This window comes from Chryseobacterium arthrosphaerae (genome assembly GCF_001684965.1).
GTDB lineage: Bacteria > Bacteroidota > Bacteroidia > Flavobacteriales > Weeksellaceae > Chryseobacterium > Chryseobacterium arthrosphaerae.
This window is the reverse complement of sequence record NZ_MAYG01000001.1, coordinates 593,033-612,232: the sequence shown is the minus strand read 5'-3', so window position 1 is coordinate 612,232 and position 19,200 is coordinate 593,033. Positions and strand designations below refer to the sequence as shown.

At 38.6% G+C, this 19,200-nt stretch carries 17 protein-coding genes; 11 read left to right on the top strand and 6 right to left on the bottom strand.

Annotated features, from left to right (window positions below; translation table 11 throughout):
• Positions 1 to 31: 31 nt before the first annotated feature.
• From dapF to BBI00_RS02695, 3 genes are all read left to right on the top strand, one after another.
• Positions 32 to 799, top strand: coding sequence for a diaminopimelate epimerase (dapF, locus tag BBI00_RS02705; protein WP_065399590.1), 768 nt, complete (start codon positions 32 to 34; stop codon positions 797 to 799).
• Positions 800 to 832: 33 nt separating this feature from the next.
• Positions 833 to 1,858 (top strand): endolytic transglycosylase MltG, encoded by a 1,026-nt coding sequence (mltG, locus tag BBI00_RS02700; protein ID WP_065397324.1) that lies wholly within the window; start codon positions 833 to 835, stop codon positions 1,856 to 1,858.
• A 133-nt stretch (positions 1,859 to 1,991) separates the two neighbouring features.
• Complete coding sequence (locus tag BBI00_RS02695) at positions 1,992 to 4,598, top strand: TonB-dependent receptor (protein WP_065397323.1); 2,607 nt, start codon at positions 1,992 to 1,994, stop codon at positions 4,596 to 4,598.
• Positions 4,599 to 4,653: 55 nt separating this feature from the next.
• On the opposite strand, the gene BBI00_RS02690 is transcribed toward BBI00_RS02695, so the two are convergent.
• The 4 genes from BBI00_RS02690 to BBI00_RS02675 form a co-directional block, all read right to left on the bottom strand.
• Positions 4,654 to 5,106: an adenylyltransferase/cytidyltransferase family protein gene (locus BBI00_RS02690; protein ID WP_065397322.1), complete on the bottom strand. Its 453-nt coding sequence runs from the start codon at positions 5,104 to 5,106 to the stop codon at positions 4,654 to 4,656.
• A gap of 120 nt (positions 5,107 to 5,226) precedes the next feature.
• Positions 5,227 to 6,249 carry a UDP-glucose 4-epimerase GalE gene (gene galE / locus BBI00_RS02685; protein WP_065397321.1) on the bottom strand — a complete coding sequence of 341 codons (1,023 nt, stop codon included), beginning with the start codon at positions 6,247 to 6,249 and terminating at the stop codon, positions 5,227 to 5,229.
• A 7-nt stretch (positions 6,250 to 6,256) separates the two neighbouring features.
• Positions 6,257 to 6,691, bottom strand: a complete 435-nt coding sequence (locus BBI00_RS02680; protein WP_065397320.1) for a hypothetical protein — start codon at positions 6,689 to 6,691, stop codon at positions 6,257 to 6,259.
• Entirely contained in the window at positions 6,691 to 7,815 is a 1,125-nt protein-coding gene (locus tag BBI00_RS02675) for a DegT/DnrJ/EryC1/StrS family aminotransferase (protein ID WP_065397319.1), read from the bottom strand. The genes BBI00_RS02680 and BBI00_RS02675 overlap by 1 nt, the downstream gene beginning before the upstream one ends.
• 88 nt (positions 7,816 to 7,903) lie before the next feature.
• On the opposite strand from BBI00_RS02675, the gene BBI00_RS02670 reads away from it, so the two are divergent.
• A complete protein-coding gene (locus tag BBI00_RS02670; protein ID WP_065397318.1) occupies positions 7,904 to 9,508 on the top strand; it encodes a S8 family peptidase in 1,605 nt (534 codons plus the stop codon).
• Between the two features lie 160 nt (positions 9,509 to 9,668).
• Here the strand turns inward: BBI00_RS02670 and BBI00_RS02665 are convergent, their stop codons facing one another.
• A complete protein-coding gene (locus BBI00_RS02665) occupies positions 9,669 to 12,203 on the bottom strand; it encodes a phosphoenolpyruvate carboxylase (RefSeq protein WP_065397317.1) in 2,535 nt (844 codons plus the stop codon).
• A 127-nt stretch (positions 12,204 to 12,330) separates the two neighbouring features.
• On the opposite strand from BBI00_RS02665, the gene BBI00_RS02660 reads away from it, so the two are divergent.
• The 5 genes from BBI00_RS02660 (at position 12,331) to BBI00_RS02640 (ending at position 15,446) form a co-directional block, all read left to right on the top strand.
• Positions 12,331 to 13,041 carry a hypothetical protein gene (locus tag BBI00_RS02660; protein WP_065397316.1) on the top strand — a complete coding sequence of 237 codons (711 nt, stop codon included), beginning with the start codon at positions 12,331 to 12,333 and terminating at the stop codon, positions 13,039 to 13,041.
• Between the two features lie 74 nt (positions 13,042 to 13,115).
• Positions 13,116 to 13,682 (top strand): Crp/Fnr family transcriptional regulator, encoded by a 567-nt coding sequence (locus BBI00_RS02655; RefSeq protein ID WP_065397315.1) that lies wholly within the window; start codon positions 13,116 to 13,118, stop codon positions 13,680 to 13,682.
• Positions 13,683 to 13,739: 57 nt separating this feature from the next.
• Positions 13,740 to 14,321, top strand: coding sequence for a peptide deformylase (locus BBI00_RS02650; protein ID WP_065397314.1), 582 nt, complete (start codon positions 13,740 to 13,742; stop codon positions 14,319 to 14,321).
• A gap of 76 nt (positions 14,322 to 14,397) precedes the next feature.
• The gene (locus BBI00_RS02645; protein WP_065397313.1) at positions 14,398 to 14,802 is read left to right on the top strand and encodes a hypothetical protein; all 405 of its coding nucleotides are present in this window, start codon (positions 14,398 to 14,400) and stop codon (positions 14,800 to 14,802) included.
• A gap of 35 nt (positions 14,803 to 14,837) precedes the next feature.
• On the top strand, positions 14,838 to 15,446 hold the full coding sequence (locus BBI00_RS02640; protein ID WP_065397312.1) for a hypothetical protein: 609 nt from the start codon (positions 14,838 to 14,840) through the stop codon (positions 15,444 to 15,446).
• A gap of 241 nt (positions 15,447 to 15,687) precedes the next feature.
• Here the strand turns inward: BBI00_RS02640 and lpdA are convergent, their stop codons facing one another.
• Positions 15,688 to 17,088, bottom strand: coding sequence for a dihydrolipoyl dehydrogenase (lpdA, locus tag BBI00_RS02635; protein ID WP_065397311.1), 1,401 nt, complete (start codon positions 17,086 to 17,088; stop codon positions 15,688 to 15,690).
• A 100-nt stretch (positions 17,089 to 17,188) separates the two neighbouring features.
• On the opposite strand from lpdA, the gene BBI00_RS02630 reads away from it, so the two are divergent.
• On the top strand, positions 17,189 to 17,596 hold the full coding sequence (locus tag BBI00_RS02630; protein ID WP_065397310.1) for a winged helix-turn-helix transcriptional regulator: 408 nt from the start codon (positions 17,189 to 17,191) through the stop codon (positions 17,594 to 17,596).
• 177 nt (positions 17,597 to 17,773) lie between these two features.
• A complete protein-coding gene (locus BBI00_RS02625) occupies positions 17,774 to 18,937 on the top strand; it encodes an iron-containing alcohol dehydrogenase (RefSeq protein ID WP_065397309.1) in 1,164 nt (387 codons plus the stop codon).
• Positions 18,938 to 19,200: the final 263 nt, after the last annotated feature.

The window sequence follows — 19,200 nt, the reverse complement described above, 5'->3', positions numbered from 1 at the left end:
AATTTTGCTGCTTCATTTAGACAAAAAAAGTATGGAATTCTATAAATATCAGGGAACAGGAAATGATTTTGTGATGGTAGACAACCGTGACCTTCAGTTTCCAAAAGATAAAACAATCATTGAAAAACTATGTGACAGACGTTTTGGGATAGGAGCTGACGGGCTTATCCTGCTTGAAAATGATCCGGATTATGATTTTAAAATGGTCTACTACAATTCTGACGGCGGAGAGAGTACAATGTGCGGAAACGGAGGAAGATGCCTGGTAGCTTTTGCTTTTTTCCTGGATATTTTTGAGGATAAATGTAAGTTCATGGCGATAGACGGAGAACATGAAGCAGAAGTACACAACGGAATCATTAAACTGAAAATGATCAATGTAGATACGATTTCTCACGACGGAAATGATTTTGTGCTGAACACCGGATCTCCTCATTATGTAAAATATGTAGAAAATCTTTCGGATTATAACGTGTATACCGAAGGAAACGGGATCAGAAATTCTGAAAATTACAGAGAAAAAGGGATCAATGTGAACTTTGTGGAAAAAATTTCGGATCAGGAAATTTTTGTAAGAACCTATGAACGAGGCGTTGAGGACGAAACTTACAGTTGCGGGACAGGAGTTACGGCTTCCGCTTTAACTTTTCTTCAAAAGCACCATCTAACCTCTGTAAAAGTTAAAACTTTGGGGGGTAACCTTAAGGTATATGCTGAAAAAAACGGAGATTCTTTCCAGAACATATGGCTGGAGGGCCCTGCAAAGCAGGTTTTTAGAGGTAAAACAGATATTCTTTAAAAACAGAAGACTTTTAATCAACATTTAATAAGAATGAAAAAAGCTATTCTCATTATCATTCTGCTGGTTTTTGTAGTCGCAGGATTTTTTGGTTTGAGATTTTATAATAAATACTTCGGGAATAACGTAGAAAAAGAAGGCTATGTTCTGATCCCCCACAATGCGGGTTTCAAACAGATCCTTGATTCTGTTGCCCCCTATATTAAGGATAAGGAATCTTTTGAGGCGGTCGCTAAGGACAAAGGTCTTCCTGCCAATTTCAAAGCGGGGCGTTACCAGATCAAAAGCGGAACAGGAAATACGGACCTTGTGAATATGATCAAAGCAGGTAACCAGACTGCAAATTCTTTCAGAATCGGGGATTTTGGAGATATGTATCAGATGATCGGAAAGGTGAGCAAAAAAACGGAGATTGATTCATTACATTTCGTAAATGATCTGGATGTTGTTGCCCAGGCGAAGGGGTATAAAAATGTTGAAGATTTAAAGAAATATTTTTTCATCGATACGTATAATTTTTTCTGGACAGTAAGTCCGAGAGAATTTTTTGCAAAATTCGAAGATCAGTACAATAGTTTCTGGACCGGTGAAAGAAAGAATAAGGAGCAGCAGTCCGGTCTTACAAGAGACCAGATCTATGCACTGGCTTCCATTGTTTATAAAGAATCCGGAGGAAAAAAAGATGAAATGAAGACGATTGCCGGGTTATACCTGAACCGTTACAGAAAAGGAATGAAACTTCAGTCTGATCCCACGGTGATCTATGCAATCAATAAACAGACTAATTTTAAAGAACCTATAAAAAGAGTATTATATAAGCATCTGTCTACGCCATCGCCGTACAACACTTATGCTAATGCAGGAATTCCTCCGGGACCGATCTGTGTGGTAGATAAAAATTCGGTAGATGCTGTTTTGAATGCGGAAAACAACAATTATATATTCATGTGTGCCGATCCTGCAAGATTCGGATATCATAAGTTTACGGCTAGTGCTGAAGAGCATGCTGTAAATGCAAAAGCTTATCAGGACTGGCTCAACTCCAGGAATATAAAATAAGTTTAGCAGGCACCTAAAATTTTATACAGCTAAAAAACAATAAACAAATCATAATATTTTGAAAATCAGGTTGATATAGAAATTCAAAATATTAAGGGTTATCCTTTCACGATTTTATACAAAAAAATAACCTATGAAGAATAAGACAGAAATTGTCGGTATTTTCACCAGAAAAACTTTAGGGCTTACCTTGGTACTTTCGGCAGCGGCTATGGCCTTTGCCCAGGAGAAAGCAGGCGTTTCGGGAACGATTGTCAATAAGAAGAACCAGCCGGTTCCTTATGCCTCCGTTACTTTCAGCAATAAGGCCAACACTGCGTTGAGTGACGCGGTTCTTACTGATGAAAAGGGGCAGTACAAACTTCAGCTTGCTCCCGGAGATTACGACATTACAGTAGAGGCTATTGACTACAAGAAAAGTGTGGTCAGCAAAAATATTACTGCAGCAGGTAATATTGGTGCATTATCTATAGAACCTGAAGCTACAACTACTATTGATGGCAAAACCAAAGAGATTCAGGGAGTCGTTATTACGGCATCTGCAGCAAAGCCTTACAAGGTAGAGCTTGATAAAAAAACATATGATCCTTCACAGGATATTGTAAGTAAAGGAGGAAGCCTTCAGGATGTCCTTACGAATGTTCCTTCGGTTTCTGTGGATACTGACGGAACGGTTTCCATGAGAGGAAGCACCAATGTAAAATTCCTGATCAACGGGAAACCTTCTGCCCTTCTGGGAATTGATGACGGCGCCAATGCTTTGCAGAGTATTCCGGCAGATCAGATTGAAAGAATTGAAGTGATCACCAACCCTTCTTCTAAATTTGAAGCCAGCGGAACTTCGGGAATTCTGAATATTATCCTTAAAAAGAGCAAGAAAGTAGGATTCAACGGTAGTGTTGTAGGATCGTTGGGATATTTCCCGAGAACCTCCCTTAACACCAATTTGAGCTGGAGAAAAAACAACTGGACCTGGTTTCTGAACGGCGGCGGCGGTTACACTGAAAATAAGACAAAAAATAATTCTGAAACGACTTACCACAGCATTAATTTCCCGAAAATCGTAAAAGGTGAACAGCCTAACGATGTTCTTCTTCATCAGCTGCAAAATTCCACGAATAAAACCTATAACAAAAATTATAACGTAAGTGCCGGTTTTGTGCATGATCTGTCTGAAAAAACGTCGATCAACCTAACAGGTTTGGTAAGAACATTTGAAGGGGATGGAAATGAACTGCTGAATACGGAAGAAAGTTTTCACCGTTTCTTTAAAGATTCTTCTGATCCAGAAGGTGTAGCGGGAACCTGGAAGCTGTTAAACCCTTTCGGGCTGAGAGATTCCAAGAGTGTCTTCAACAACCTGGCATTCCAGGGAGATCTGGGATTGGATCATAAATTTGATGATAAAGGTCAGAACTTATCCGTATCATTGAGTTTACAGAGAAACAGAAGCAACAACAATGCAGACATTCTGGAAACAAATGACCTTCTGCCTGACATCCACGATGTGACCAGAAGACATTCTGTAAGCAAAACGGTTATAGGAAAAGCCGATTATGAACTTCCAATAGGTGAGAAATCTAAGCTTGAAGCAGGATACAGAATAGACATCAACGACAATAAGTATGACAATTTTGTAAGCAGTACTTCAAACAACCCTTTTATTTCGGATTTTAATAACAATACGGATTACAGGGAGACTTTCAATGCATTTTATCTGCAGTTTAAAAGTAAGATCGGAAATTTTGCCTATCAGCTTGGATTAAGGGATGAGCTTTCCAATGTGAAGATCAATTACATCAGCCAAAACCCGGAAAAAGAACCTTTGAACAAAACAAAGAATTACAACAATCTGTTCCCGAGTGTTTTCTTAAGCTATGATGTATCTAAGAACAATCAGATTTTGGTCAACTATTCCAGAAGAATTGACAGACCAAGGTCATTCTTCATGGTTCCTTTCCCCAATTACAGCAACAGCCAGAATATTTTTGAAGGGAATATTGACCTGAACCCGTCTTATGTAGACTCATTTGAGGTAGGTTATAACATCACCAGAAAGAAATTCACGGTAAACCCTACCCTGTACTACAGACATGCCACGGATGATACCAAAATGCTTGTGTACAGACCGGATGAAAGTAAGAGTGTTTTCTATACGAAACCTATCAACCTTGGTAATGATGACCGTTATGGTTTAGACCTTAACTTCACGTATGATCCTTTCGCATGGTTAAAAATAATGGGTAGTTTGGATATGTTCGGATATAAAACCACCGGAATTGCTTATTATGATGCGAAGGACAAGAATGGTAATGCCAAAGTAGGTGATATGAATTTTACCGGAAGCGGTTTTTCTACCAGAGCCCGTCTTAACACAACCTTCAAGCTTGATAAAACTTTAAGTGTACAGTTACAGGGATTCTATAGAGGGGCACAGAAATCGGCCAACCAGGATACACAGGATATGTATGCCCTGAACCTTGGAGCTTCCAAAACCATCTGGAAAGGAGACGGAACAATTTCCTTCAATATCCAGGATATCTTCAATACAAGAAGCAGAGAAGTTTACAGCTTCAACAGTGATTATACCCGTAGAAATTATATGCAGTGGCAGCCAAGGCAGTTTTCTATTTCATTAACCTACAGATTTAAGCAGGGTGAAAAGATAGAACAGCCTAAAAAGAAAAAAGACATCAATGCCAATGAGGCCGGTGATGATCAGCAAGGCGGTCCAATGTAATACAATAAAAAATCCCGAAAATTAATTTTCGGGATTTTTTTATTTTTTATTGTTCTTATTTTACCTGTTCTGCTTTGGAGTATTTCTCTTTTTCAGCTTCGTAAATTCTTTTTCTCAGGTCGCTGGTGGAAAACCTGTGATCTCTTTTGTTATAAAAGATCTCAATTCCTTTTTCTTCACAGTATTGCTTACCTGTAAAGTCTCTGTCCATATAATCGTCACCAATGATCCTTACATCAATAACGAATGATTTTAAAATATCCAGCAGGTCTTCTTCTGTATAATACGGAATGATCTCGTCTACAGCATTTACTGCTTTCAGCTGAATATAACGTTCTACAATCGTCTGGCTCGGTTTGTTTTTGTTGGGACGATCGTGAGACGGGTCAATCTGAAGTCCTACGATTAAATAATCACATACGGTCTTAGCTTCTTCAAGCATTTTGATGTGCCCTGCATGTAATAAATCAAATGAGGAAAATGTAATACCTATTCTTTGTGTCTTCATATTAATATAAAATTAATTAAAATTTCGCCGGAACAAAGGTTCTTTTAAATGCATAAAAGGCCGGAGATTCAGGGAAGATATTTTGTAATTTGTTTTATCGTTGTTTTTAAATTGTCTGTTTTATGAATTTCTGGTATTCAGGTACTTCTGCCATTCCCAAACTGTTCTTAAAGATTCTTCCAGGGAAGTTTCAGATTTCCAGTGAAGCTCTTTTTCGGCTTTCTGCGGGTCTGCATAGGCAATGGTAATATCGCCTTCCCTTCTGGCACAGATCTGATAAGGCACCTCTACTCCATTTGCCTCTTCAAATGCCCTGATAACCTCCAATACTGATGAGCCTTTTCCTGTTCCCAGGTTATAGGTATCGATCACAGCATCCGAGGACGGGTCTTTCATCAGCTTTTTTAATGCTGCCACGTGCGCTTTTGCCAGATCAACCACATAAATATAGTCACGGATCGGGGTTCCGTCTTCTGTATCATAATCATTACCCCATACGCTTAGTTTCTCACGGATTCCAGCCGCCGTTTGCATAACGTAAGGTACTAAATTATTAGGAATTCCCGAAGGCAATTCTCCGATCTTTGCAGACGGATGTGCCCCAATCGGGTTGAAGTATCTCAGTAACGATATTTTCCGGTGATAGGCCTTTGCAAAATCGATCAGGATTTCTTCCCCCATCTGTTTGGTCTTTCCGTATACGCTTTCCGGCATTTTCAAAGGAGTACTTTCGTCAATTGGCATTGTATCTGCCTGCCCGTAAACCGTACAGGATGAGCTGAAAATAAAATTAGATATTTCCCTTTCTTTAAATTCCTGAAGGATATTGATAAGGGAGAATAGATTATTTTCATAATAATCCACAGGCTTCACCTGGCTCTCGCCCACGGCTTTAGAAGCAGCAAAATTGATGCACCCGTCAATCTGATGGGCATCAAAAACCTGGCTGAGAAGTTCTTTTCTTCTCAGGTCAAAAGGATAAAAAACCGGCTTTTTGCCTGTAATTTCCTCAATATTATTTAAAATAAACCTTTCTGAGTTGGATAAATCATCTACAATAACCACTTCAAAGCCGTTATTGAGAAGTTCTACTACAGTGTGGGAACCAATGTATCCAAGTCCTCCGGTAACAAGTATTGCCATTTTATTTTTAATCTTTGTGTTTTCCTATATCTTCTAATTCTAAAAATTGTACTTTTTTATTTTTAAAAATATTTGTCATCAAAAGAAAGGCTGATGTAATAGAAAAAATCAGAAATAATATTAAAACATCAACCTCCTCAAACGAGGTTTCGATCATAAACTTTATATATTCAAAAATAAAAAACGATAAAACTAAAATATAGTTTATATTTAAATATAGAATAACTTTTCTCCTTTTATAGAATGCTGTCAGACTTAAAAATGCACTTATAAATACCGTCAGGGTAAAGAGAAAAATAAAGTTTTCTGTTGAAAAGATCCTCTCTGTACTGATTTCTGAAAAAGACCTGTAAGTGCCAAAGCCAAAAAACAAAAATAAAAGCAACTGAAATACCAATATGACGATTCCAATTATTCTATATTTAAATATTGTATTTTTCATTATTTCATAAACTCAAGCACTGCATCCGTAATATACTTCAGCTGCTCTTCGTCTAATTCCGTATGCATCGGTAAAGAAATCACCTGATCCAGAAGTTTGTCTGTATTCACAAAGTCTGCAGCGTTGCTTTCCTGGAAGTAAGCCTTCTGCTTTCTCAGTGCTACCGGATAGTAGATCATTGCAGGAATTTCTTTTTCCGTTAAAAATTTCTGAAGTTCATTACGCTTTCCATTCAGAATTCTTAAAGTATACTGGTGGAATACGTGGGTAGAGTTTTCTGATCTTTTCGGAGTAAGAATATTCGGGTTTCCGGCGAATGCTTCATCATAGTAATCTGCAGCTTTTCTTCTTGCTTCGTTATAAGAGTCAAGGTGTGGAAGTTTTTTTCTTAAAACAGCTGCCTGAATACTGTCTAAACGGGAGTTCACACCTACCTCATCATGATAGTATCTTTCGTACATTCCGTGGTTGACGATCCCTCTTAAACGGTGTGCCAATTCGTCATTATTGGTAAAGATTGCACCACCATCTCCATAGCATCCAAGGTTTTTCGACGGGAAGAAAGAGGTTGTACCCACAGTAGCCATTGTTCCGGCCTGTTTTACACTTCCGTCAGAGAATGTATATTCTGAACCGATTGCCTGAGCATTGTCTTCAATTACGTATAAATTGTGCTCTTCAGCAATTTTCAAAATCTCTTCCATATTGGCGCACTGCCCAAAAATATGTACAGGAATGATCGCTTTTGTTCTTGGCGTAATCGCTTTTTTAATCTGTTCTGTAGAAATAGTGAAGGTATCATAATCCACATCTACCAGTACTGATTTTAATTTAAGCAGGTGAATTACTTCTACAGTAGCCGCAAAAGTAAAATCTGCAGTGATGATCTCGTCTCCTTCTTTCAGATCTAAAGCCATCAGGGCAATCTGTAATGCATCTGTACCATTGGCACAAGGAATCACGTGTTTTACGTCTAAATAAGACTCCAATTCATTCTGGAAAGACTTTACTTCAGGACCGTTGATGAATGCCGCCGAATCCATTACATTTAAAACCGCATTGTCTACATCATTCTTTATTTTGTAATACTGACTTTGCAAGTCAACCATCTGAATTTTTTTCATATAACAAATATTTCTGTAAAAATAAGGAATTTAATATCCTATCAAAAATTTTATTGATTTTGTTTTTATCTTTATACAAATTAATCATATGAAAAAACTTTTACTCTTTTGTTTCCTAACAGGTTACCTCAGTGTATCTGCACAAACTGAACTTGTTTTTGTCTATTTCACAGACAAGCCCAATAAAGCCGCATTCTATGCCAATCCGCTCTCGGAACTTTCCCAAAAGTCGCTTAACAGGCGCACAGCCCTGGGAATTCCGCTGAATGATCAGGATGCTCCTATTGAACCTTCATACCTTCAAAACTTACAGAATTTAGGGTTTACGGTTACCGATTATTCCAAATGGCTCAATGGTGCTGCGGTCAATGCCACTCCTGCGCAGAAAGCACAGCTGCAGGCCCAGCCTTTTGTACATTCTGTGGAAAGTTTTGCGAGGAACAGCAATTCAACGGGGCTTAAAAAAGCACCTAGCAAATGGAAGGACGATACAAGTCTTAACAAAATTCTGACAAATTTTAATTACGGATCAGGTTCTGCACAGATCGACCAGGTGAATATACGTCCGCTTCACCTGGCAGGATATACCGGAACGGGCGTTTCTATTGCCGTTATTGATGCAGGATTTCCTACCGTAAATACCGGAGCTGCTTTTTCAAGATTATGGAACGGCAATCAGATAAAGGCCGCCTATGATTTCGTTGCGAAAACCGGAGATATCTATAATACTTCTCTGAGTACTCATGGCAGCGTGGTGCTGGGAGCAATCGGCGGTTTTATTGAAAACACCTTTGTAGGAGCTGCACCCGATGCTGATTTCTACCTTTACCGCAGTGAAAATGCTGCGGTTGAAGTCCCTGAAGAAGAGATCTACTGGATTGAAGCCGCTGAAGAAGCAGACAGAAAAGGCGTAGATATTATTACTTCATCTCTTGGATACCATGTTTTTGATGATACCCGGTACAATTATACTTATGCAGATATGAACGGAAATACCTCCTTCATTGCCCGTGGAGCCGAGATTGCAGCTAATAAAGGCATCTTTGTACTTGCGGCTGCCGGAAATTCAGGAACACAGCCATGGCATTACCTTACAACGCCGTCGGACAATGCCAAAGTTTTTTCTATCGGTTCTGTAGATTCTGCTGGAAATGCTTCGGATTTCTCCTCTTTCGGGCCTAATTCACTGGGAGTGGTAAAACCGGACGGAAGTGCCCAGGGAACCTTTACTACAACGGTTTATGATAATACTACAATCATTGTAAACGGAACTTCTATTTCTACTCCGATTGCAGCCGGAGGTGTGGCATGCTTTATCCAGGCTTTCCCGACGATGAACCGGGAACAGATCAGAAGCAGGCTGAGACAAACAGCTTCTCTTTATCCTAATCATAACGATCAGATGGGATATGGCATTCTCAATTTCGGAAACGTGTATAACGCAGTGCTCAATACTTCTGAAACTGTAAAAAAAGACCGTTTGACCTTATTCCCGAATCCTGTTAAAAATATTCTGACTGTAGTGTCAGAAAATGACATCCAGGCTCTTGAAGTGTATGACAATCTGGGAAGACTTATCAGAAAAAACAGCAACCGGAAAGCTGTAAAAGTTGATGACTTTGCAAAAGGAGTATATTATCTGAAAATTCAGACTCAGGGTAAAGTTTATTATGAAAAGTTTATAAAAGAATAATTTTTTCTCTCGTCCATTGGACAAACTGAGCCGTATTCAATTTGTTTAATGGACGGGAGGTTTACTATGTTTTGGCTAAAGCCAATGGTTTATTTAATAAAAAAGAATGGACTAAAGCCCATTCCTGTTTATATTACCGTAGAATCCGTATTCAATAAATTTATGCTGAATTTCTGCTTGCATTGATATTTCCGAACAATGATCTTGTGACCAGCTTTTCATAAGCCTCTTTATTTCCTTCTCCTTTCTGAATCTTCATTAATGCATATTGCTGAATACTCAGTAACGGAAGTACAATCTTCTCACGGATCTTCACCGATTTTCTGGATAAAGGATCTTCTTCCTGAAGCATTTTGAAACCTGTAAGTTCCAGCATGATTTCTCTGGACAGCTCATATTCATCGAAGAGTACATTCCAGAATGCCCCGAATTTCGGATTGTTTCTGATATAATACGTCAGGGGAAAATAAGACTTGTTCATACTCATCATAGAATTCAGAACTAATGTTTTAAAGAAATCAGAACCTTTGTAAAGTTCTCTCACCTCCTCAAACCTACCCTGCTCTTTCATCTTCTGCATCGCATATCCAAAACCGAAAAACCCAGGTACATTCTGCTTCAGCTGTGACCATGATCCTACAAACGGAATGGCTCTCAGGTCTTCAAATTTCAATTCACTTCCGTTTCCTCTCTTGGACGGACGGCTTCCTATATTCGTTTTCCCGTAATATTCCAGAGTACTCATTTCCTGAAGATAAGGTACAAACATCGGATGGGCTTTCAGATCCGAGTATTTCTGATAGCTGATATCTGCCAGCTCTATAATTAAGGCTCTTTCTTTCTCTGTAAGCTCTTTTTTGGCATTCTTAAACACATCATTTTCAACTCCGGCTGTCAGGAGCTGCTCAAAGTTATATTTTGCCTGTTCTTTATTTCCGAAGATACTGGTAATGGTCTGCCCCTGGATCGTCAGCTCAATTTTGTTATTGGCAATGGTTTTTCCCTGAGAAGCATAGAAATCGTGGGTCTTTCCTCCCCCTCTTGCCGGTGGCCCTCCTCTTCCATCGAAGAATACCACTTTGATATTATTCTGTTCTGAAAGTCTGGTCAGGACTTCTTTTGCCTTATAAATCTCCCAGTTGGCCTTTAAATATCCTCCGTCTTTGGTACCATCGGAGAACCCAAGCATAATGGTCTGCTGGTTTCCTCTTTTTTCAAGGTGCTTTTTATAGACCGGATGCTGATACAGCTCATTCATGACATGTTCGGCATTGGCAAGGCCTTCCATTGTTTCAAAAAGCGGAACGATGTCCATATTGATGTCTTCATCTTTATACCCACAGATTGTAAAGAATGCGTACACATTCATTACATCTTTTACAGCATCGGAATTGGAGATGATATAACGGTTCATCCCTCTCAACCCATTCAGTTTCTGAATTTCTGAAACCTGGGAAACCGTCAGTAAGGTATCTTTTACAATATCTTCAAAATCATCGGCATTCACTTTCTCTGAAACCTGAATCAGCTTACTGAATTTTTCTTCCTGGGTAGCTTCTTCATTTCCATAGAGTTTAGCAAAGACCTCATCAATCACTTTCTGATGAATTCTGCTATCCTGGCGGATATCCAATGTTGCAAAGTGGGTTCCGAAGATCTTCACACGGTCTTTGAAGTTTACTAGGAGATCCAGAAACAGAGAATTATGATCGTTGATCAGGATTTTTTCCGCCTCATCTGCTTTTTTCAGGATATTTTCTGCTGTGATGGTTTTTCCATCAAAAATAGCAGCATACAGCTCCTCGCTCAGTTGTGTCAAAACTTCAGCCACGCCACGGAAACTTAATCTCCTTCTGATGTATTTCAGGTGACTGTAATAAGATTTGAGGATGGCTGAACGAAGCTCTTCCGCCACTCTTCTGGTAACATCTGCCGTTACAAAAGGATTTCCGTCTCTGTCACCTCCCGGCCAGAATCCAAGCTGGATAATATCTTCATGAAGATGGAAATGCCCGTTTCCGAAAGTCTTTTTAATTTTCGTAAACAGTTCGCCAATCGTATCATAATATACATATCTCAAGTAGGAAATGATGCTGAGTGCTTCATCTATAGGAGTAGGTTTTTCTTTATTCACAAAAGGGGTTTTCCCAAGCTGCTGCAGAAGCATATCGATCTGGGTCACAGAATCACTGGTAATTGCTCCTCTTAAATCCTGAATGATTCTTTGAACCGAGCTTGGATAAAACTGGGTCGGGTGTGCGGTAAACACCACCTTTACACTAAAATCTTTTAATTTCTCCCGTACCTTTTCAATCTTATGGTCCTGAAAAGAGCGCTCAAAAAGATTGGTAACGGTTCCGCTGTCACTTTCAGAATGAAGATTCGGGAAGGCTGCATCTTCAATACTGTCAAACAGTACTACCTGTCTTTCTATATATTGGATGATCTTAAAAAGCAGTTCGAGTTTCTGCTCTTCCGTCTGAAGATCCGTATGGTTTTTAAAAAATTCTTCAACGATTTCTTCGGGTGTCTTGCCGGCTTCATAGCCTATTTTACTTTCTTCACAAAGAAACGGAAGAAGCATCCCGATATTCGTCATTTTATCATAAGGCAGGCTCATAAATAATGAATTGTAGATCTGGAATTTATTTTCCACGATCTGCCTGAATTTTTCTGTGCGTTGGTCGTGTCTCATACTCACAAATGTAAGTGATTTTAGGATGAGTTGAATTGACAAATGACAAAAATTAAGGAATGATATACAAAAAAAATTCGCTTTTGCTTTGGAAAATTACCTAGTTTTGGCATCCATCTGAATTCTTATGATCAAATTCAATTTCAACGCCAATGTGAATATTAAAACGAACGGGGCACCGGTTCATAGGAAATCCTTAAAGATCTTCCTTATCGTTTCTGCTGTTTTTATATTCATCTGCATTTCTTCAATGATGGTATTGGGTTCTCTGATCTCCAGCCTTGGTTCAATGGATCAGGATGAAGAATATAGCCAGCACATGGAGGAGATAGCAGCGTTGCCGGGACTGAAATGTACCATCCATACGAATACAACGGTAAAAGCTCCTTTATCCGGAAAAGAAGCAGCATTTTATGCCCTGCGGGTAGGTACTGCCCTGCAAAGTAAAGATCCGGTAGAAATTTATGAAACTTTTGACTACAGTATTATTGCAGGATATCCGAAAGGCACTCAGGTATCTGTGGACGGAAAATTATATGACATCGATTTTAAATTATGGATGGCGGATGGTATGATCGACCAGAACCATTTTACCCAAAAAGTTTATGCCACCAATTATAAAACACCTTATTATCTACAAAATTACCAACCCACTGAAAACCCCAAGGTATCTTTACTCAAAGGCCGGCATCCATGGATCAGTTCTTTTCTGGGAACCAGTGGTTTAAACAATATTCTGGTCAGCGAATATGTTTTTCAGGACGGGGATCAGGTATATATCAAAGGAAGGATTCACCATAACAGAATTGTTCCTTTTGTGGAACATATGGTACATTAAATCTTTAATGATGAAATGTCTTTCTGTTACAAAAATTTGATTTTCCTTACCTTTACCTGATCATACACAATCCTATGGGGTATATCAGAGAATATTACGAACAGATCGTCAAACTTCAGGAATCGGAATGGGCATTTATAGCAGGGCATTTTCACAGAAAAGTATATGCTAAAAACGAGATCATCACTCAACAGGGCAACACTGAAAACTTTTTATCTTTTATAGAATCCGGGCTGGTAAGGTTTTATCTTCCGGATGATGAATATGGCTATACTTTCAGTTTCAGTTTTGAGAAAGAATTTACCTGTGCCTATGATTCTTTCCTTACCCGGACTCCTTCTGAATATGAAATGCAGGCATTAGCGGAAACCACAGTATGGCAGATCTCTCATGATGACCTGCAGAAAGTTTACGACAACACCCATGTGGGTAATCATCTGGGGCGTTTTGCTTCCGAAAAGCTGTTTCTGGCTAAAAATAAAAGAGAGCTTTCCCTGCTGAAGTTTACGGCTAAAGAGCGGTATTTAAGGTTGTTCACAGAACAGCCGGAACTTTTGAGGCGCGTTCCTCTGAAATATATAGCATCGTATATCGGCATTACTCCGCAGGCTTTAAGCAGGATCAGAAGACAGATTAATTAACATAGGTTCATTGTATATCTTTTCTCTTCTGCTGAACTTTGCAGGAAACCGAAGACAATGAATTTACCTATTATAGCGTATGGAAATCCTATTTTAAAGCAAAAATGCTTAAAAACCGAAGGCAATACTCCGGAGATCCAAAAACTTATTGATGATATGTGGAACAGTATGGAAAATGCCAATGGCTGCGGCCTCTCCTCTTCCCAGATCGGAAATCCTTTACAGCTTTTCATCGTCGACAGCCAGATTATTTATGAAAACCTTGATATGGAAGATCAGATTCTGTATTTTGAAAAAAATGATAAAGGAATAAAAGAAACTTTCATCAATGCAAGAATCATCTATTCTTCTGAAGAAACCTGGCACGATTACGAAGGATGCCTGAGCATTCCCGGACTTTCACAAAAGGTGGAAAGACCCTGGAAAATTACTATTGAATACCTGGACAGAGATTTCATGATGCAGAACAAAACCTTTTCCGGTCTTACGGCAAGAATCATCCAGCATGAATACGACCATACATTGGGAATTTTATATACCGACCACCTGAAACCTCTGACAAAAAAAATGATGGAATCAAAACTGAAGAAAATTTCCCATGGGAATATTACGGTGAAATATCCGATGAAGTTTTTATAAATTTCACATCAGTATAGTATAATTTTGACTACAAAATATTATTCATTAATTTTACTCTTCACATCAGTTACAATCTATGAAAAAAATATTTACTTTCTTACTTATACTGCTTCTGTTCATCTCTTGTGAAAAAGACTGTTACAATGCACCACAACCCATTGTTTTTGAGTTCACCAATTCCAATAATGAAAATCTTATTACCAACGGGACATTAACCTCCTATTCTGTTCAGGACGAAAATAATGTTAATGTAGAATTAACCAAAACATCTGAGAACAGGGTTATTTTAGAAAATGTAGGGGCTTATAACGGAACAAAAAAATATAAATTTTATTCTAATATTAAAAACCTTGATTTTTCAATCCAGTCATCAGAATTTAACGGAGGCTGTGATGGTTTTCAAATCAATAAATTAACGTTTACAGGCATTGGAATTGATGTAAAAGATGAAAAAGGCTATTACAGAATTGTATTGCAATAATTCTCTTTACATTTGCACTGTAAACCCATTCTCCTATGAAAGTTATCATCACATTTTCCCTGATCTTCTCCCATCTGTTTTACAGCCAGATCAAGGTTCCTGATGATTATAAAAAAATTCCTGATATCCTGGATACGACAGACTACCTTTACCCTTTCATCGTTCCCGATAAAGACTATGCTTACTGGCGTGTTCTCAGTAATGATCCTGATTATGAAAAAGCTGTGATCTATGAAAGCCAGGCTCCTGATTTCATGACCATCAATGAACCTGTTCCGGAAAAAGGTTTTTTTCAGAAATGTATTGGAAACAACTGTTTTTCATATATTCTTGCCTGTAAAAATGAGAGGGCTGTTTATTTTTCCAATGAGCAGCAGCTGAGAGATTTTATCGGAACTGTAGACAATCTTCCGGAAGCTATTTTACTGGCCCAGACTTATGGTTATCGGGTAGATACGGGTAATCGTTTTTCCGGAACTTACAAAATTGAAGACCGCTATATCTCCATGTATCTGATGCAGTCAAAAGGGTGTCCTGCTGTAAAAGAGTCTTTTTTAATTAAAATCAACAGAAAAACCGGAAAGCTGGCAGCAAAAAGCAATGGCGTGTTTGCTAAAGATGAGAACTGTTCTTTTAATTTTTGAAAACGCAGGGGCGCAAATTAATTTACAATCTTACTGTCTTTAAGGCACGAAGATTTTATCTGCGATACAATTGATGATCTTATATTTTTAACCATCAAGATTTTGAAGAAAGTAAGGATAATAAGATCCTTCTTTAACGGAAAAATGAAACGCCGAGCCACATAAAATAGCTTTAGTTATTCCCTTAACTATTCTTACCTGCTTAAAAAATCTTAATGGTTTAAATTTTAATATTATTTCTTTAGATATTAATTGCGCCTTGTCCGGAGGCAATCAGGTAAGCTTCTTTTAACGCTTCGGAATAGGTTGGGTGTGCATAGGAAATACGGAACATATCTTCAGCTGTTACTTCATATTCCTGAGCAATGACGCCTTGTGCAATGAGGTCTGCCGCTCTGGCTCCAATAATATGAACGCCCAGCACTTCACCATATTTCGGATCAACCAGAACTTTGGCAAAGCCCTCCAAATCCATTGAAGCCCTGGCTCTGGCACTTGCAGAAAACGGAAACTTCCCTGCCTTATACAGAATATTATTTCTCTTTAAATATTCTTCAGAATGCCCTACAGAAGCCACTTCCGGCCATGTATAGACTACAGAAGGAATACGGCTGTAATGAATATGACGTTTCTGCCCGCTGATTGTTTCTGCAACCAACACTCCCTCTTCTTCTGCCTTATGGGCGAGCATTGCTCCACCAATAACATCACCAATGGCATAAATAGAAGGAACTGAAGTCCGGCAGCTTTCATTCACTTTAATAAATCCGCGGTCATCAATTTCCACCCCTGTATTTTCAAGCCCCAGACCTTTTATATAAGGAGCTCTTCCTACAGCGACCAGAATATATTCGGCTTCCATCACGGCTTCTTTTCCGGTTTCATCTTTAAAGAAGACTTTGGCTGCAGAATCTGAACTTTCAGTTTTATAAACGGCATGATTGAGACGGATATCCACTCCTTCTTTTTTCAGGATTTTCTGAAGATTTTTCCCTAATTCATGGTCCATAGCAGCAATCAGGTGGTCTGCATATTCCAGAATGGTTACCCGGGTTCCTATCCTGTTGAAAACAGAAGCCATCTCCACTCCTATTACACCTCCGCCAATGATTACGATAGATTGGGGTTTTTCCTGTAAAGACAACGCTTCAGTGGAAGTAATGATTCTTTTTTTATCGATTTCCACTCCCGGAATTGTTGAGGGTTTCGATCCGGTTGCAATGATATAATTTTCAGCAGTAATACTGACGGTTTCCTTATCATTAAAGATTTTCAATACTGTATTGCTTTCAAAACAGGCCGTTCCTTTCAAACGGATAATCTTATTTTTATTCATCAGAAAGTCGAGTCCGGCTGTATTTTTTGAAACAACCTCTGTTTTTCGCCTGTACATCTGAGTGAAATCCAGATTTACCTGTTCAAGACTGATCCCATGGTCTTTCAGTTTATGCCTGGCTTCTGAGTAGTGATGAGTACTGTCCAACAATGCTTTTGTTGGTATACACCCCACATTGGTACAGGTTCCGCCCAGTGTATCATATTTTTCTATAATGACTGTTTTATAGCCCAATTGTGCGCTTCTTACAGCAGCTACATATCCGCCGGGGCCTGAACCTATCACGGCAATATCATAATGTTCCATTTGATTTATTAATTTTTTATGATTAAATTTACTTGCAAAACAAAAGCAAATTTAAATTAAACACTTTCAATTTGCAAGTATTATTTTAAAATTCGTATTGATGAGCAAAAAAAGATCCGACTGTCCTATCAGCTGCTCACTGGAAATGTGGGGTGATAAATGGTCCCTGCTGATCATCCGTGATCTCATGCTGAAAAAAGAATGTACTTATGGAGACTTTCTGAAAGCCGATGAAAAAATAGCCACCAATATTCTGGCTTCCAGACTTCAGAATTTATTGGACCATGGAATTATTGATAAAAAAGACCATCCTGATAACAAACTGAAGATCATCTATTTTCTGACACAAAAAGGCATAGATCTTATTCCCGTGATTGTTGAGATCAATCTCTGGGGTGATCAGTACCTTACTATTCCTGAAGAGAGAAAAAAGCTCCTGGAAGATATTAAAAGGGATAAAGAAGGTTTTATAAAAAGAGCCAAAGATTATCTCTCCGGGAATATTTAGTGGAAAGAAGGAAGTGATGAAGGTGTAAAAACTCATATTATTTTTTAAAGTATCTTCATTCTGTACTACTGATGTGTATGATAGCTTTCATGAAAATTAATCATAGAATTTTAAAATTTCATTAACTCAATATTCTTTTTTCATTCCGTAAATTTGGATTAAAATAAATTTAGAACAATGCTTAATTTCGAGTTCAAAAACCCAACTAAAATACTTTTCGGAAAAGGTGAAATCGCTAAAATTCCCAATGAAATCCCTACAGATGCCAGAATATTAATGATCTACGGAGGCGGAAGCATCAAAAACAACGGAGTCTATGACCAGGTAAAAGCAGCTTTGAAAGATCATACCGTTTATGAATTCGGAGGAGTTCCTGCCAACCCGGAATACGAAGTGCTGATCAATGCCATAAGCTTTATCAAAGAAAATAATATCACTTATCTTCTTGCCGTAGGAGGCGGATCCGTCATTGACGGAACCAAATTCATCTCTGCAGCGGCCCACTATGATGGTGAGCCATGGGATATCCTGAGAAAACAGGTAAGAACTTTTGAAGGCGAAGGAATGCCGTTCGGAAGTATCTTAACACTTCCTGCAACCGGTTCGGAAATGAATTCGGGATATGTGATCTCAAGAAGGGAAACAAACGAAAAACTGTCTTCAGGAGGTCCCGGACTTTTCCCTCAGTTTTCTGTGCTGGATCCGGAAGTGATCCGGTCAATTCCTAAAAATCAGATCGTCAACGGAATTACGGATGCCTACACCCACGTATTGGAACAATATATGACCGCTCCTTCTTCTGCTGATCTTCAGGAAAGAATTGCGGAAAGTATCCTGATAAGCCTTCAGGAAACGGCTCCAAAAGTGCTGGCAGATGACTTCAACTACGATGCAGCCGGAAACTTTATGTGGTGCTGTACAATGGCCCTGAACGGACTTATCCAGAAAGGTGTAATCACTGACTGGGCAGTACACGCTATGGGGCACGAATTAACTGCTTATTTCGGTATAGACCATGCAAGAACGCTGGCAATTATTGCTCCGTCCCACTACCGCTATAATTTTGAGGATAAAAAAGGAAAACTGGCTCAATATGCAGAGAGAGTCTGGGGAATCAAAGAGGGAACGATAGAAGAAAAAGCAGAATCAGGAATCAAAAAGCTTGAAGAGTTCTTCCACAGCCTTCATATCAAAACCAGACTTTCTGAATATACGGAGGAGTATAAAGGTACTGCAGAAAAAGTGGAAAAAGCTTTTACAGACAGAAACTGGCTTGGCCTTGGAGAGTATAAAAAGCTGACTCCAAAGGATGCTTATAAGATTGTGGAAATGAGCTATTAATTAGATTTGAAATTTGAAGTTGTAAATTTGAGATTCATTCTCTTAAGTTTTGGCTAAAGCCTTAGAGATTAAATTATTATAGTTGAGCGGGCTAAAGCCCGCTCCTATTGATGTTGATATCCTGATGGTTATAAGACTAAAAATTGTTTAACGGCAATATCTTGTATCTTGTATCTTGTATCTTGTAAACAATATTCTTTTCTAAAGCCAGACACCTTTAAAAATCTCATATTCTTTTTTCAGAAAGCTCTTATTTATAAACA